The organism is Bacillus sp. FJAT-14266, assembly GCF_001719225.1.
GTDB classification, from domain to species: Bacteria; Bacillota; Bacilli; order Bacillales; family Bacillaceae; genus Bacillus; species Bacillus subtilis.
In genome coordinates this window covers 434,966-451,500 of sequence record NZ_CP017072.1, presented here as the reverse complement: position 1 = coordinate 451,500, position 16,535 = coordinate 434,966, and the positions used below count along the sequence as shown (strand labels likewise).

Below are 16,535 nucleotides of genomic sequence, written 5' to 3'. Positions count from 1 at the left end.
ACGCCAAGATGTCTGCATTGACAGAAAGGAAAGGTTTTTCTACGATAGACAAAAAGAGTTACGAGGAGGAGCAGCATGCCAAAACGAATTGACCATACAGGCATCATGGTAAGAGATATTAACGCGTCCATCACATTTTATGAAGAGGTACTAGGCATGAAATTGAAGGATCGCATCACTCACACAAACGGTGTAATCGAGCTTGCTTTTCTTGGCTTTGAAGACGGCCCGGAAACTGAAATCGAACTGATTCAAGGCTACAGCAGTGAGCTTCCCTCCGAAGGAAAAGTGCACCACATTGCCCTGCTGACGGATGACATTGCGGCTGAATATACAAAAGCGGAAAGAATGAACGCGAAATTTATCGACGAAGAGATTACAACTCTACCAAACGGGTACCGTTACTTTTATATCGAAGGTCCTGATGGTGAGTGGATTGAGTTCTTTCAGCGGTAATAAAAAAGCAGCATAACGCTGCTTTTTTATTATTTAAACACTTACATCACTACACATTTTTATCCCCAGATTCAACCGCACTCTCTTCCCGCCATTTTTGATGATCCCATATTCTGAAAAACGGATAGTAGATGGCACAGGTGATCAGCAGGTTCACCAGCTGCATAACGGCACCCGACACCTTTCCGCCTGTCGCCAGGTAACCTGATATGAGCGGCGGCATCGTCCATGGCACCGCGATTCCGGCCGGTCTTGCCACCAGCTCGGTGCTCATGCCGATATAAGTCGCCGTAATCGTGAGGAGCGGTGCGATGATAAATGGGACAATAAGGAGCGGATTCATGACAATCGGCATGCCGAAAATGATCGGCTCGTTGATATTAAATAGCGCAGGGCCGATTCCTAATCGTCCAAGCTGCTTCATTTGTTTGCTCCGGGAGCGCACAAGCATCGTCAGGACAAGCGCCAGCGTCGCCCCGCTTCCGCCGACATTGATCCAAATTTGAAAAAACTGAGTCGTAAAAATACTCGGCAGCGCCTCGCCCGCTTGGAAGGCAAGACGGTTGGCATCCATCGCGCCGTACCAAATCGGCGACATGATTCCGCCAATGATGGAAGCCCCGTGAATCCCGCACGACCAAAGCAGCATCTGTACAAATTCAGCAATCAGGCTTCCGCCGAGACTGCCGCCAAGGATGGAAAGCGGTGTGCCAAGCAGGTCTCCTACGACATTGTGCAGACTCTGAAAAGGTGTCATTTCAATCAGAAGACGCGCCAGCCACACGAGAAACACAATGATAAAGCCGGGAATCAGCGCGACAAACGATTTGCTTACCGCAGGCGGCACACCGTCTGGCATTTTGAAGACGATATTTTTTTGAATAATGTACCGATAGATTTCGGTTGAAAACAAGGCGATCAGCATGGCGACAAATAAGCCCTTGCTGCCGAGCAGCGTGATCGGGATTCCGCCCCCTACCATGATGGACTCCGTTGAGCCATGCGGTGTAAACGGCACCTCAAACGGCGTTGCCAGCAGAAATGCGGCAATTGAAATCGCTCCGGCAGAAAGGGCATCGACACCATAGCTTTCTGCCAGCCGATAGGCGATCCCAAAAGCGGCAATCATCGCCATAATATCAAACGAAGCGTTAACAGGATATCCGAGCTTATCGGCCCACTCGTTCCCAAACACACTCGCCATGAAATCAGCATACCCCGGAATCGGCAGGCTCGTTAAAATCAAGAAGACAGACCCGATAATAATCAGCGGCATGGTCAGGATAATTCCGTCACGCAAAGCGCTGAGATGCCGCTGCCCGGCAATTTTCCCGGCGACAGGCATTATTTTTTCCTCCATCACCCGAGTGAATGTGCTCATCTTAAAAACCCCCTTTTCTCATTGCTTTGTGAACAACCTCCGCAATGTTTTCTTTATCTTATTTTGAAAACGCTTACAAATTCATTTGGAAAATTTCCTCTTCATGCGGAAAAAATCTGCATTTTGCTAAACAACCCTGCCCATGAAAAATTTTTTCCTTCTTACTATCAATCTCTCTTTTTTTCTCCGATATATATATCAAACATCATAGAAAAAGGAGATGAATCATGAAAAACATGTCTTGCAAACTTGTTGTATCAGTCACTCTGTTTTTCAGTTTTCTCGCCGTAGGCCCTCTCGCTCATGCGCAAAACAGCAGCGAGAAAGAGGTTATTGTGGTTTATAAAAACAAGGCCGGAAAGGAAACCATCCTGGATAGTGATGCTGATGTTGAACAGCAGTATAAACATCTTCCCGCAGTAGCGGTCACAGCAGACCAGGAGACAGTAAAAGAATTAAAGCAGGATCCTGATATTTTGTATGTAGAAAACAACGTATCATTTACCGCAGCAGACAGCACGGATTTCAAAGTGCTGTCAGACGGCACTGACACCTCTGACAACTTTGAGCAATGGAACCTTGAGCCCATTCAGGTGAAACAGGCTTGGAAGGCAGGACTGACAGGAAAAAATATCAAAATTGCCGTCATTGACAGCGGGATCTCCCCCCACGATGACCTGTCGATTGCCGGCGGGTATTCAGCTGTCAGTTATACCTCTTCTTACAAAGATGATAACGGCCACGGAACACATGTCGCAGGAATTATCGGAGCCAAGCATAACGGCTACGGAATTGACGGCATCGCACCGGAAGCACAAATATACGCGGTTAAAGCGCTTGATCAGAACGGCTCGGGGGATCTTCAAAGTCTTCTCCAAGGAATTGACTGGTCGATCGCAAACGGGATGGACATCGTCAATATGAGCCTTGGCACGACGTCAGACAGCAAAATCCTTCATGACGCCGTGAACAAAGCATATGAACAAGGTGTTCTGCTTGTTGCCGCAAGCGGTAACGACGGAAACGGCAAGCCAGTGAATTATCCGGCGGCATACAGCAGTGTCGTTGCGGTTTCAGCAACAAACGAAAAGAATCAGCTTGCCTCCTTCTCAACAACTGGAGATGAAGTTGAATTTTCAGCACCGGGGACAAACATCACAAGCACTTACTTAAACCAGTATTATGCAACGGGAAGCGGAACATCCCAAGCGACACCGCACGCCGCTGCCATGTTTGCCTTGTTAAAACAGCGTGATCCTGCCGAGACAAACGTCCAGCTTCGCGAGGAAATGCGGAAAAACATCGTTGATCTTGGTACCGCAGGCCGCGATCAGCAATTTGGCTACGGCTTAATCCAGTATAAAGCACAGGCAACAAATTTAGCGTACGCGGCAGCAGAGCAAGCTGTGAAAAAAGCGGAACAAACAAAAGCACAAACCGATATCAACAAAGCGCGAGAACTCGTCAGCCAGCTGCCGGGCTCCGACGCCAAAACTGTCCTGCAAAAAAGACTGGATAAAGTACAGTCATACAGAAATGTAAAAGATGCGAAAGACAAAGTCGCAAAGGCAGAAAAATATAAAACACAGCAAACCGTTGATACAGCACAAACTGCCATCAACAAGCTGCCAAACGGAACAGACAAAAAGAACCTTCAAAAACGCTTGGACCAAGTAAAACGCTACATCGCGTCAAAGCAAGCGAAAGACAAAGTTGCGAAAGCGGAGAAAAGCAAAAAGAAAACAGATGTGGACAGCGCACAATCAGCAATTGGCAAGCTGCCGGCAAGTTCAGAAAAAACGTCCCTGCAGAAACGCCTTAACAAAGTGAAGAGCACCAATTTGAAGACGGCGCAGCAATCCGTATCTGCGGCCGAAAAGAAATCAACTGATGCAAATACGGCAAAAGCACAATCAGCCGTCAATCAGCTTCAAGCAGGCAAGGACAAAACGGCATTGCAAAAACGGTTAGACAAAGTGAAGAAAAAGGTGGCGGCGGCTGAAGCAAAAAAAGTCGAAACTGCCAAGGCAAAAGTGAAGAAAGCGGAAAAAGACAAAACAAAGAAATCAAAGACATCCGCTCAGTCTGCAGTGAATCAATTAAAAGCATCCAACGAAAAAACAAAGCTGCAAAAACGGCTGAACGCCGTCAAACCGAAAAAGTAACCAAAAAACCTTTAAGACTTGCATTCCAGGTCTTAAAGGTTTTTTACATTCTAAGAACATCGTACACAACCTTTTTCCCATCCGCCTCACAGGCTTTTCATACTATTGCTATACAGCCATGAACAGCATAAAATGAACGTTATTACAGTTATCACCACATATGGCGGGATTGTGACTGGGCAGGCAGGCAAGACCCAATGATGCAAAGGGAGTATTAGTGCCTAAAAAGCAGGGCATTTTAACTCTTCTTTTCGTGTTGGGCTCATAACGGCGCCTTGGACAACCCCTATTCTAATGCTCCGTCGTCGACGCGGGCATTTTTGTCATTTTCAGCCGGTATTTCTCACTTTTTTCATTTTGATTGTCAACTTTTCATTTGATACGATGAACAAGCCGACTTTTCTTCAGCAAAGGAGGTTTTGATTGCTTGCATAAAGAGATTGCAAAAGAATTACTGCTGCTCGCAGGAGGAAAAAACAATATTATCAGCATCAGCCATTGTACGACCCGTCTTCGTTTTGATGTAAAGGACGAGACGAAAATTGATATACATGCCATTGAGAACCTGCAAGGTGTGCAGGGCACCTTTTTCCGTTATGGGCTTTTCCAGATTATCTTCGGAGCAGGCGTCGTCAACAAAATATATAAAGAAGTCGTTCATGTATGGGAGAACGCGCCTTCTGAAGAACCTGTCCACCAGAAAAAAGCCAGCCGGAAGCTGAACCCTGCCGCAGCTTTTGCGAAAACACTGTCCGATATTTTTGTGCCGATTATTCCGGCAATAACAGCAAGCGGCCTGCTCATGGGGCTGATCGGCATGATTAAGGTGTTTCACTGGTTCGCTGCCGGCAGCCCATGGATTAAAATGCTCGACCTCGTGTCCAGCACAGCCTTTATTTTACTGCCGATTTTAGTCGGCTTCAGTGCCGCACGGCAATTTGGCAGCAACCCATACCTAGGGGCAGTGATCGCGGGGCTTTTGACGCATCCTGATCTGCTGGACCCGTCTATGCTCGGCAGCAAAACCCCGTCTTCTTTAGACATATGGGGGCTTCATATCCCGATGATGGGGTATCAGGGTTCCATGATACCGATTCTTCTCTCCGTTTTTGTCATGAGCAAAATTGAGAAGCTATTAAAATCGATTGTGCCGAAGTCACTTGATGTCGTGATTATTCCCTTTATTACGGTCATGGTGACAGGGTGCCTCGCGCTGATTGTGATGAATCCCGCCGCGTCCATCATCGGCCAGATCATGACACAATCGATCGTCTATATCTATGATCACGCCGGCATTGCCGCCGGAGCCCTTTTCGGCGGCATCTACTCCACCATCGTCCTATCTGGATTGCATCATAGCTTTTATGCAATTGAGGCAACGCTGCTTGCTAATCCGCATGTCGGTGTCAACTTTTTAGTGCCGATATGGTCGATGGCGAATGTGGCCCAAGGCGGAGCGGGGCTTGCGGTATTCCTCAAAACGAAACAATCAAGCCTGAAGAAAATTGCGCTCCCCGCTTCTCTGACCGCGTTTTTAGGCATTGTTGAGCCGATTGTATTCGGGGTAAATCTCAAATTGATCCGTCCCTTTATCGGAGCAGCCATCGGCGGTGCTATTGGCGGAGCATACGTGGTTGCGGTACAAGTTGTGGCAAATTCCTACGGGCTGACAGGCATTCCGATGATTTCAATTGTGCTGCCGTTTGGCGCCGCGAATTTTGTTCATTATATGATCGGTTTTTTGATCGCAGCCGTCTCTGCTTTTATAGCTACATTGTTTCTCGGGTTTAAAGAAGAGACAGAATAACTGGATTTATTCGTTTTCATTCATAAAACGGGGGATGAAAGGACAAAAAAGCTATGAAAATTAAAAGAATCTTAAATCATAATGCTATCGTCGTAAAGGATCAAAATGAAGAGAAGATTCTCTTGGGTGCAGGAATTGCGTTTAACAAAAAGAAGAATGATATTGTCGATCCGTCAAAAATAGAAAAAACCTTTATCAGAAAAGATACACCTGACTATAAGCAGTTCGAAGAGATTTTAGAAACATTGCCTGAAGACCACATTCAGATTTCTGAGCAAATTATCTCTCATGCCGAAAAAGAGCTGAACATCAAAATCAACGAGCGCATTCATGTCGCTTTTTCAGACCATCTTTCTTTTGCGATTGAACGCCTGAGCAATGGGATGGTTATCAAAAATCCGCTGCTGAATGAAATCAAAGTCCTTTATCCAAAGGAGTTCCAGATCGGCTTATGGGCCAGAACACTGATTAAAGATAAACTGGGGATTCACATTCCTGATGATGAAATCGGCAATATCGCCATGCATATCCACACAGCAAGAAACAATGCCGGCGATATGACACAAACGCTTGATATTACAACAATGATCCGTGATATTATCGAGATTATCGAAATTCAACTGTCTATTAATATCGTTGAAGATACCATCTCTTATGAACGGCTTGTGACCCATCTCCGCTTTGCCATTCAGCATATCAAAGCAGGCGAATCCATTTACGAGCTGGACGCAGAAATGATCGACATCATTAAAGAGAAGTTTAAGGATGCCTTCCTGTGTGCCCTAAGCATCGGCACCTTTGTGAAGAAGGAATACGGCTTTGAATTTCCTGAAAAAGAATTGTGCTACATCGCCATGCATATTCAGCGGTTCTACCAACGGTCAGTCGCACGCTGAGACAAACAAAAAACGCTTTTGATCATCTCAAAAGCGTTTTTTTATATCTGTATTATTGGTTGATCGCCGGATTCCCAATCGTATTCCACTTCGTATAGGACATGTAATGGAAATACTCATCGCGATACGGATGTTTTGTATTGGAGTTCCAAGGCTTTTCTCCGCCGCAGAAGTGCACGATTGCCGGGTTTTCTCTTGTTTCATTATATTGCTTCCGCCCTAACAGAGTAGATGGGGTTTTCAGCTTTAACATGATATAGGTTTGAGCGTTCCAGCGCGGATGAAGTTCATACCACTGATCATACAAGATCGCATTCAGTGCATCTTGGTCATGCAGCACAAGAAAGTCTTCGTCTGGGTGTTCATTGATAAAGTTGATGACTTTTTCTGTGATGTTTTGCTTTCTCCAAGACTCAAAATCAATAATCATGATACCTGAGTTAAAATACTTCCCTGTATCAGTGACGTTCATTTCTTTCAGGCGTTCATGCTGCCCCGCATCCTCAACAGCGGCTACGGTGTATGGCGCAATGTCTAAGTCCCATAGCTTAGAAATATCCTCTAGGACAAGCGCATCACAATCGATGTAAATCATTCGTTTGATGCTTTCATCCTTAATTATGTCGGGAATCGAAATGCGGTAATACGCGGCTTTTGTAATATGGCTGCTCTCTACCGCATGTTCATACATTTTGGTATCCACTTCTAAAAACTCAATCGGCACTCCGAATTTCAAAGTGGTTTCTTCCAGTCTTTTTTTGTTATCAGGCTTAATTCCGCCATCAATGACGTATAATTTTACCTCTCTCTCCTGATCCATGTTAGTCAATAAAGAAACGAACATCCCACCTAAATGACGAGCATAATTATCATCTGCGCATGATACGATATGCATGATTTCATCTTTCCTCAATGGTATTCATCTCCCTTTTTGTTGTACAAGTTACATACCCTTTTTCAAAAAAATAAACACGTTCTCCGACATTTTTTTAAACAGAATGTGTGATACAACAAAAAAGGTGTCATTTTTTGAAGATGCGATAAAGCCAATAAAGAATGAAAAAGCTTGCGATTGTGATGCCTTCAGCCGAGACGATATACCACGGCCATGGCCCGAGAACATCTAAGAGAGAGGATCCGCCCGGTTTTTTCGTCAAATACATATAATTCGCGCCAAGCCAGCGATCAATCAGGAAAATACAGACGCCGTACACATTAACAAGCAGGACTGTCACCCATAACGAGCGCTGGCCCATTCTGTAGGTGCCAATCACAGCCATCAGCAGACAGGATAAAAACACAGACCCGTGAGAAATAAAAAAGAGGATATATCGGATATGCGGAAATGAAAACATTCCGAGGTCAGGAGTGGCAAGAGCCTGAATCGAACTGCCGATGCCGGCAAAAAACAAAAACACAAACAGCTTTCTGCTTTTTGTCACTAACATAATAGCTGACAAATACACCGACAGGTCACTAAGCTGGAGAGGCAATGAAGTGCGCACCGACCACCTGCCCGTGGCGACCATCCATATTTGATAGCCGATTTGCGAACCAAGCAAAAGAAACACAAACAGAGAACGCAAAAACCGGCTGGCCCTCGGCTGCTTGACCCCCTCTTGGAACAAAAACAACAGAATGGCCAAAAGGGCGATAATCGCTAACGTCACTACGTGCTCTGTCGAAAACAGATGAAACGGATCATGCTTATAGACGGATTGAACATATTTTTGCAAAACTGCACCCCCGTTTGCGGGTTTTTGTTTATTTTGGCGTTGTTTGGGCTTTTTTTATTCAACCGATATATGGGCTTGAAGTTCACATCAGACTCTGTTACAATTCGTTTCATAGCTAATGATTCTGATAATTTAAGGCAGGCCTAAAAAATGGAACGTTCACATCAACATCAGCAGCTTCGGAAGGAAGAACACGATACACTTTCTAAGCTCAAACAAATGCCCGTCGAGTCACTCAACCTGGAAGCCATTTCGATCGCTACGAATCTGTATCGGTCTGCACAAAGGCTCCGTGTCAAAATGGAGACTGAGGTTCTTTCTTCCTATAACCTTTCTTGGACCGCTTTCTCCATTCTTTATGATCTATGGGTATGGGGAGCGCTCGAAACGAGAAAAATCGCTGAGCTGTCAGGGATATCTACAGCTACAGCAAGCAACGTGATCAAAACGCTCGAAAAAAAGAATTTTTGCCGTAAAAGCATCGACACAAGAGATCGGCGACTCGTGTTTGTCTCTATCACCGATTCCGGCAAACAAGCGATCGAAGAACTCTACCCGGAGTTTCACAAAGGGGAAACAGAGCTCATTGCGGGAATGACGAAGGACGAACAGAAAATATTGACAGGGCTGCTTAGAAAGGTAGCTGACAATCTTCATACAACATAAGCTTTGACGGGAATCCAGTAGCGGTTTGTCTCCCTGTTTCAGAGAGCCGGCGGAAGGTGCGAGCCGGCACACAGCAAACGTGAATTACCTCCCCGAGCTTTCTTTGTGAACCTTAAAGGTAGCAAAGAACGGGAAACCGTTATTCGAATGAGCGGAAGACGATGTCTTCAACCAGGGTGGTACCGCGTGCATTGAGCCACGTCCCTTATCGGGATGGGCTCTTTTTTGTGTTTGTAAAAAAGGAGGAAAAATGATGAGAACATTTGAGCAGCTCACAGCGTCACAGCAAAAAGAGGTAGAAAGACAGCTTCAGCTATACATGACAGGCGCCCACGAAGTCATACCGCCGGAGGAATTAAAGGCAAAGCTCGTGAAATCAATTTCCACGGGCACGCCGCTTAAAATTAAGCTCGGATTAGATCCGTCTGCACCGGATGTACATTTGGGCCATACGGTTGTGTTAAATAAGCTTCGCCAATTTCAAGAAAACGGCCACATTGTCCAGCTGTTAATTGGGGATTTCACAGGAAAAATTGGTGATCCGACCGGAAAATCGGCAGACAGAAAGCAACTGACTGATGAAGAAGTTCAGCACAATGCCAAAACCTACTTTGAGCAATTCGGAAAAGTGCTTGATCCAGAAAAAGTCGAGCTTCACTATAACTCAAAATGGCTGAAAACATTGAATCTGGAAGATGTCATTGAATTAGCAGGGAAAATAACGGTAGCCCGCCTGATGGAGCGCGACGACTTTGAAGAACGCATCGCCATGCAAAAACCAATCTCACTGCATGAATTCTTTTACCCATTGATGCAGGGATATGATTCTGTCGTTCTCGAAAGTGATATTGAATTAGGCGGAACGGATCAGCATTTCAATGTTCTCATGGGACGGCATTTCCAAGAACGATACAACAAAGAAAAACAAGTCGTCATCCTTATGCCGCTCTTGGAAGGCTTGGATGGCGTCGAGAAAATGTCGAAGTCGAAACACAACTACATTGGCATTAACGAACATCCAAACGACATGTACGGAAAAACGATGTCACTGCCCGACAGCCTGATGAAAAAATACATCCACTTGGCGACAGACTTAGAGCTTGAAGAGAAAAAACAGCTCGTAAAAGACTTAGAAACCGGCGCCGTTCATCCGCGTGATGCCAAAATGCTTTTAGCCAAAACAATCGTCCGAATGTATCACGGAGAGAAAGCAACAGAAGCTGCCGAACACTCGTTTAAAACAGTCTTTCAGGAAAACAGCCTGCCGGAAGATATACCGGCCGTAAACTGGAAAGGCGAAAAAACGATAGCGATGATTGATCTGCTCGTCAAGCTAAAGCTCCTCTCTTCAAAGAGCGAGGCGCGCCGCATGATTCAAAACGGCGGTGTACGCATCGACGGAGAGAAAATAACAGATATTCACGCCAAAGCAGAGATAAGAGAGAATATGATCATCCAAGTCGGCAAACGCAAGTTTTTAAAGCTCCAATAGTTTGATATTCCGAAACGCTTATGACCCTTCATTCATAAGCGTTTTTTTGCAGGTATAAAGCACTGTCTTTTCAAAAACGCTCTTCATCTTGCAGGAAACTCCTTTAGCATCCCGAAATATTCCCCAACCATACTTTAGGGGAGGTTTATTTTTGATGAAAAAGCTTTTGACTGTCATGACGATGGCTGTTTTAACTGCCGGCACACTGCTCTTGCCGGCACAGAGTGTCACCCCTGCCGCGCACGCTTTACAAATATCAAATAGCGAGCGCGAGCTTCCATTCAAAGCAAAGCATGCGTACTCTACCATTTCTCAGCTAAGTGAAGCAATCGGCCCCAGAATAGCCGGAACTGCAGCTGAAAAAAAGAGCGCCCTATTGATCGCCTCATCCTTGAGAAAATTAAAGCTTGATGTGAAGGTTCAACGATTCAACATTCCTGACCGGCTTGAGGGAACACTGTCTTCAGCAGGACGCGATATTCTTCTCCAAGCGGCGTCCGGCTCAGCTCCGACTGAGGAACAAGGGCTGACGGCCCCGCTTTACAATGCGGGATTGGGCTATCAAAAGGACTTTACCGCTGACGTCAAGGGCAAAATCGCCTTGATTTCCAGAGGAGACCTGACTTATTACGAGAAAGCCAAAAATGCCGAAGCCGCCGGAGCAAAAGCTGTCATCATTTATAACAACAAAGAAAGCCTCGTGCCTATGACGCCAAACCTGTCGGGAAATAAAGTCGGCATTCCGGTCGTCGGCATTAAGAAAGAAGACGGCGAAGCACTTACCCAGCAAAAAGAAGCCACCTTAAAACTAAAAGCATTCACAAACCAAACCTCCCAGAATATCATCGGAATCAAAAAACCAAAGAACATCAAACATCCAGACATTGTGTACGTGACGGCCCATTACGACAGTGTTCCTTTTTCACCCGGGGCAAATGACAACGGCTCAGGAACCTCTGTTATGCTGGAGATGGCGCGTGTCTTAAAAAGCGTTCCATCTGATAAAGAAATCCGCTTTATCGCTTTCGGCGCCGAAGAGCTCGGCCTGCTCGGCTCCTCTCACTATGTAGATCATCTATCGGAAAAAGAGCTGAAACGAAGTGAAGTGAACTTCAACTTAGACATGGTAGGCACAAGCTGGGAAAAAGCGTCTGAGCTGTATGTCAACACATTGGATGGCCAATCTAACTATGTTTGGGAATCCAGTCATACGGCTGCTGAAAAAATTGGATTTGACAGCCTGTCTCTGACACAGGGAGGATCATCTGATCATGTGCCATTCCACGAAGCCGGCATTGATTCCGCCAACTTTATTTGGGGAGACCCGGAAACAGAAGAAGTTGAGCCGTGGTATCATACCCCTGAAGACTCGATCGAACATATCAGCAAAGAACGCCTCCAGCAAGCAGGCGATCTTGTGACAGCCGCTGTCTATGAGGCTGTGAAAAAAGAGAAGAAACCGAAAACCATTAAGAAACAAATGAAGGCGAAAGCATCTGACATTTTTGAAGATATCAAATAAAAAAAGACGGCACTTGGGTGCCGTCTTTTTTTTATAATGATCAGCTGTTTAGCCGTCTATAAGTAAAGCTTTCAGTTTATCAACTGTATTTTCTTTTTCTAACGTGCGATAAATGGTCAGTTTCAAATCAGGAGAGTCATATATTTGTAATGTCATATGCTCCATCACCATTGTTCCGGCTGCCGGGTGATGAAGTACTTTTTCTCCTGCGTGTGTGCCTAATACTTCGTGGTGGTTCCACCATTTTTTAAATTCCGGGCTTCTTTCAGTTAACTCATCGATCAGCTCTTTTATCCATGCTTCCCCAAGAAACCGGCTGGCTGTCGATCGAAACTGTGCGATAAGTTTTTTGGCGTGGCTTTCCCAGTCGTCAAGCAGATCCCGATACTCCTTCGAGGTGAAACATCGCCATATGGCATTCCTTTCCTTACTGCCCATTTGGCCAAAATTGCCGAACACAGCACAAGCTGCTGTGTTCCAAGCAATAACGTCCCACTTTTCGTCAGTCACATAAACAGGGCAATTGGTTAAATGATCAATAAAGTGCCGCACAGCTAGAGGAAGGCTCTTATTATCTTCATCCTGATCATCTAAAGGAACATGATGGCCAGCCAACAGAAAGACATGACGTTTTTCCTCATAATTCAATTTGAGCACTCTCGATATGCTTTCCAGTACCTGTGTTGATACCCGAATATCCCTTCCCTGCTCCAGCCATGTGTACCATGTGACACCTATACCGGACAGCTGGGCTAATTCCTCTCTTCTCAAGCCTGTTGTTTTCCTTCTGGTGCCCATAGGCAATCCAAACTCTTGCGGAGAAAGCTGTGCCCTTTTAAGTTTTAAAAACTCCCCTAGCTCTTTCCGTTTTTCTGCCATACTGTCCACATACACACTCTCCTTCTGCATAGAATTTCCTATTAGTATTCTACATAAAAAGGAGAAGGTTTTTATATTATTTGTTTCGTTCTGCAAATACTTCCGCGGCCACAGGAAGAATGGTATTGAGTGCATTCGGGAAACCTGAGTAAATAATCATCTGCATCATGACTTCTATGAGTTCTTCTTGTGTCCATCCGACATTCAGGGCTCCGTTAATATAGAATTTTAGCTGCTGGGTATTGCCCAATGCAGTCAATCCAGCAACGGTTGCTAATAATCTGGATTTCAGATCAAGACCTGGTCTTGAAAAAATCTGACCATAGTTAAACTCCACGGCAAGCACACCAAGGTCCGGAGCGATGGAATGTTTAAAATTGTCCACGATCGCTTCATAGTTCTCCTCATCAATTTGTTTCAGAATATCTAACCCTTTTTTATAACGTTCACTTGTTCGCACCAGCTTCTATCTCCCTTCCAATATCGTTTTTTTAGTAGTACGATTTATGGTAATCCTTGAACTGAAGGCAATACCGACCATGATCATCCCCAGAATACAAACACCGTTCCAATGAAACAGCATCCAGACTGCACCTCCTGCATACGATCCCAAGGCGCCGCCTAAAAACGTGCTGACCATAAAGAGGCCATTCAATCTGCTTCTCATTTCAGCCGACAATTGGAAAATCTCCGCCTGACACGCCACCTGATTCGCCTGAATGCCCATGGTGATGAATAAAGCGCCCAATACAATCACAATCAATGAAGTCTGGCCTGCCATTAATAAAACAAATGACAATAAGGTAAAAGACATACAAAGCTTGTTGGAAAAAGCAGCTCCTTTTTGATCAATAATCCGGCCGATCAGCGGAGTTGCAAAAGCCCCGCCAATTCCCACCAAACCGATTGTTCCGGCAGTCTGGCTGCCAAACGAGAATGGAGGTTCACTCACCATAAACACTAACGTCGTCCAAAATAAACTGAAGGCGCCGAACATGAAGCCTTGGTTTACACATGCTTTTCTTAACACTTTCTCCTTGATCAAAAGCGGAAATAATGAAGAAATGAGTTTTCCGTAATGAAATGCATGTGTCCCTTTGCTTTTCGGAAAGCAGAAGTGAATGATCAACATAATGATGACGGCTGCTGCACAGGCAATCCAATACATCACGCGCCAGCCATAATGGGCATCTATCGCCCCGCTGACCACTCTCGCCCCTAAAATTCCGCAAACCAAGCCGATGGCTACGTTTCCGAGTACTTTTCCTCTGTTCCTGTCATTTGCTAAACCTGCCGCAAACGGCACAAGGATTTGAGGAATAATCGTGAAGAATCCCAATAATAAATTTGTGATGACTAGCCATGGAAAGCTTACAGCTAACGCTGAAGCGGCCGAACAAACCCCCACTAAGAATAGCAGGCTCACAATTAAGCGGCGGCGTTCAAAAAGATCTCCCAATGGAACAAGCAGAAGGTTCCCCGCCGCATAGCCAATCTGCGCCAATGTAGCAATCATCCCAGCTTGTGCCGGCGTCACATGAAACGTGCCTGCCATGCTGACAAGCAATGTTTGATTGATATAGACATTAGCTACCGTAAACCCGCTAGTCACCGCGATAAGAAAAATCAAACCTCTCGATAATGAAATGGAATGGTTCATGTTTACCCCCTTTCTTCATGCATGATAAAGCAGGTTCAATCCTGGAAACAGAAGTGAGTTTATACTGGTATAAAAAGTACTAGCAAGCAAAGAAAAAAAGCGAAACCCTGTCAGGCTTCGCTTTTGTTATCAATCCACTTCTTTCTTAATCCCCAGCATTTTCTCATCTAGGTAATGGGCAATCTCCGCGGCTTCTTTCAGCTCATCTGTTAATTGCTTAGGAACGTCATTGTTCAATTTATAATAAATTTTATGTTCAAGGCTCGCCCAGAAATCCATCGCGATTGTCCGGATTTGAATTTCTGCTTTGACGTATTCCACACGGTTCGTTAAATTCACAGGCATCTCAATGATTAAATGCAGGCTTCGATAGCCATTCGGTTTGGGTGTCTGGATATAATCCTTTACCTTTACGATTCTCAAATCTTCATGCTGCTTCAACACATTCACGACATTATAAATGTCAGAAATAAAGGAACAGATGATGCGCACGCCGGCAATGTCGTGAATATGCTCCTTCATTTCCTTCGTCGTAATCTCACAGCCCTTTCTCATTAACTTATTCACGATGCTTTCAAAGCTTTTGACACGGGATTTTGTATGTTCAATCGGGTTGTGTCCGTGAATGAGGTTATATTCCTGGCTGATAATTGAGAACTTTGTATCGAGCGCATCTAGCGCAAATTTATAAACTAATAACTCATTTTTCCAATCTTCCATTACTGTTTTTAAATCGTCCATATGTGTTACAGATAAATCCATGTTCGTCATCTCCTTTAACGGAACTTTATCCGCTGTCCATGTACTAGACGTCCCTGTCTGCTGCAAGGTTCTATGAATTTTTTTACAAAATGCGGTCGATTGTAACAAAAAAAGACCGCATGAAACGAGCGGTCTTTTTTATTATCGGAAATAGCTGATCAATAATCCGATCGAGAGCAGGAATCCGAAAAATGTATTTGTTTGGGCTGTTGATTTCATTGCGACAATCATATTCATCGGCATTTCGTTCTGGACGAAGCCCTTCACTGCCTGAACCGGCTTAGGCACGCTCAAAAAGACGACAAACAGCCATGGGCTTGCGGCACCGGTAATAACCAAGCCGACAACCCAGATATAAGCGACGGCAAACGACGCAGCTAACAGAGTAACAGCTCCCTTATGCCCCATCAAAATCGCCAATGTTTTGCGTCCGCCTTTTTTGTCCTCTTCAATATCACGAATGTTGTTCGACAGGTTAATCGCGCCGACAAGAATCGCAATCGGGATGGAAATCAAAATGCTCTGCATATTGATCTTATCTGTCTGAATGAAAAACGAAATCAGCACAAACACCGAACCCATGCAAATGCCTGAGAATAATTCACCGAACGGCGTGTACGCAATCGGGAGCGGCCCGCCTGTATACAGGTAGCCGATCGCCATGCCGACAAGGCCGATCAGCGCAAGCCACCAGCTGCTGCTCGCACAAATATAGACACCGAGCAAAATGGCAATCCCGTATGAGGCCAGAGCTAATTGCAAAATCGTTTTAGGCTTCATTCCGTGGCGTACAATGGCCCCTCCGATTCCGACTGATTCTGCTGTATCTAATCCGCGTTTAAAATCATAGTATTCATTAAATAAGTTCGTCGCGATCTGGATCCATAGGCAAGAAAACAGCATAGCCAAAAACAGCAGCAGATCAACCTTCACATAAAACATCGCCAAAACGGTTCCGAGCAGCACAGGCACAAACGACGCGGTTAACGTATGAGGACGGGTTAACTGCCAAAGGATCTGCCCCATGCTTTCTTTTTGCGGCGCTGTCTGACCCTCACCCTTATTTGTTTGGTTCATCTTCCTCTTCCTTTCTATTAAAAGGCTTACTTTTTT

At 45.1% G+C, this 16,535-nt stretch carries 15 protein-coding genes and 1 other annotated feature; of the genes, 7 read left to right on the top strand and 8 right to left on the bottom strand.

Annotated features, from left to right (window positions below):
- Positions 1–75 precede the first annotated feature (75 nt).
- Positions 76–456 carry a glyoxalase GlxA gene (gene glxA, locus BGM23_RS02410; protein ID WP_014665869.1) on the top strand — a complete coding sequence of 127 codons (381 nt, stop codon included), beginning with the start codon at positions 76–78 and terminating at the stop codon, positions 454–456.
- Positions 457–505: 49 nt separating this feature from the next.
- Here glxA and celB read toward each other — a convergent pair whose 3' ends face one another.
- The gene (celB, locus tag BGM23_RS02405) at positions 506–1,837 is read right to left on the bottom strand and encodes a PTS cellobiose transporter subunit IIC (RefSeq protein ID WP_029726195.1); all 1,332 of its coding nucleotides are present in this window, start codon (positions 1,835–1,837) and stop codon (positions 506–508) included.
- Between the two features lie 227 nt (positions 1,838–2,064).
- Between celB and epr the strand changes: the two genes are divergently transcribed.
- The 3 genes from epr to sacY all read left to right on the top strand — a co-directional run bounded on the left by epr (position 2,065) and on the right by sacY (position 6,705).
- Positions 2,065–4,002 carry a minor protease Epr gene (epr, locus tag BGM23_RS02395; RefSeq protein WP_029726194.1) on the top strand — a complete coding sequence of 646 codons (1,938 nt, stop codon included), beginning with the start codon at positions 2,065–2,067 and terminating at the stop codon, positions 4,000–4,002.
- Between the two features lie 427 nt (positions 4,003–4,429).
- The gene (gene sacX / locus BGM23_RS02390; RefSeq protein ID WP_024572918.1) at positions 4,430–5,809 is read left to right on the top strand and encodes a SacY negative regulator SacX; all 1,380 of its coding nucleotides are present in this window, start codon (positions 4,430–4,432) and stop codon (positions 5,807–5,809) included.
- A 53-nt stretch (positions 5,810–5,862) separates the two neighbouring features.
- Entirely contained in the window at positions 5,863–6,705 is an 843-nt protein-coding gene (gene sacY, locus BGM23_RS02385) for a transcription antiterminator SacY (RefSeq protein ID WP_003227349.1), read from the top strand.
- Between the two features lie 52 nt (positions 6,706–6,757).
- Here the strand turns inward: sacY and BGM23_RS02380 are convergent, their stop codons facing one another.
- Positions 6,758–7,618 carry a glycosyltransferase family 8 protein gene (locus tag BGM23_RS02380; protein ID WP_019712838.1) on the bottom strand — a complete coding sequence of 287 codons (861 nt, stop codon included), beginning with the start codon at positions 7,616–7,618 and terminating at the stop codon, positions 6,758–6,760.
- 109 nt (positions 7,619–7,727) lie between these two features.
- The gene (locus tag BGM23_RS02375) at positions 7,728–8,441 is read right to left on the bottom strand and encodes a YwaF family protein (RefSeq protein ID WP_019712839.1); all 714 of its coding nucleotides are present in this window, start codon (positions 8,439–8,441) and stop codon (positions 7,728–7,730) included.
- A 150-nt stretch (positions 8,442–8,591) separates the two neighbouring features.
- On the opposite strand from BGM23_RS02375, the gene ywaE reads away from it, so the two are divergent.
- The 3 genes from ywaE (at position 8,592) to ywaD (ending at position 12,121) form a co-directional block, all read left to right on the top strand.
- Positions 8,592–9,107, top strand: a complete 516-nt coding sequence (gene ywaE / locus BGM23_RS02370) for a tyrZ transcriptional regulator YwaE (RefSeq protein WP_019712840.1) — start codon at positions 8,592–8,594, stop codon at positions 9,105–9,107.
- Positions 9,102–9,316 (top strand) — a binding site (T-box leader). (Overlaps the previous gene by 6 nt.)
- Positions 9,317–9,357: 41 nt before the next feature.
- Positions 9,358–10,599 (top strand): tyrosine--tRNA ligase, encoded by a 1,242-nt coding sequence (gene tyrS, locus BGM23_RS02365; RefSeq protein WP_072692793.1) that lies wholly within the window; start codon positions 9,358–9,360, stop codon positions 10,597–10,599.
- Between the two features lie 154 nt (positions 10,600–10,753).
- Positions 10,754–12,121, top strand: a complete 1,368-nt coding sequence (gene ywaD, locus BGM23_RS02360) for an aminopeptidase YwaD (protein ID WP_015250921.1) — start codon at positions 10,754–10,756, stop codon at positions 12,119–12,121.
- Positions 12,122–12,169: 48 nt separating this feature from the next.
- Here ywaD and BGM23_RS02355 read toward each other — a convergent pair whose 3' ends face one another.
- From BGM23_RS02355 to BGM23_RS02335, 5 genes are all read right to left on the bottom strand, one after another.
- A complete protein-coding gene (locus BGM23_RS02355) occupies positions 12,170–13,009 on the bottom strand; it encodes a helix-turn-helix transcriptional regulator (RefSeq protein WP_046664010.1) in 840 nt (279 codons plus the stop codon).
- 67 nt (positions 13,010–13,076) lie between these two features.
- Positions 13,077–13,460, bottom strand: a complete 384-nt coding sequence (locus tag BGM23_RS02350) for a carboxymuconolactone decarboxylase family protein (protein WP_019712843.1) — start codon at positions 13,458–13,460, stop codon at positions 13,077–13,079.
- Positions 13,461–13,466: 6 nt separating this feature from the next.
- Positions 13,467–14,660: an MFS transporter gene (locus tag BGM23_RS02345; RefSeq protein ID WP_017697251.1), complete on the bottom strand. Its 1,194-nt coding sequence runs from the start codon at positions 14,658–14,660 to the stop codon at positions 13,467–13,469.
- Between the two features lie 129 nt (positions 14,661–14,789).
- The gene (gene ywaC, locus BGM23_RS02340) at positions 14,790–15,422 is read right to left on the bottom strand and encodes a GTP pyrophosphokinase YwaC (RefSeq protein WP_003244564.1); all 633 of its coding nucleotides are present in this window, start codon (positions 15,420–15,422) and stop codon (positions 14,790–14,792) included.
- A 141-nt stretch (positions 15,423–15,563) separates the two neighbouring features.
- Positions 15,564–16,499, bottom strand: coding sequence for a 1,4-dihydroxy-2-naphthoate polyprenyltransferase (locus BGM23_RS02335; protein WP_009968370.1), 936 nt, complete (start codon positions 16,497–16,499; stop codon positions 15,564–15,566).
- Between the last annotated feature and the right edge of the window lie 36 nt (positions 16,500–16,535).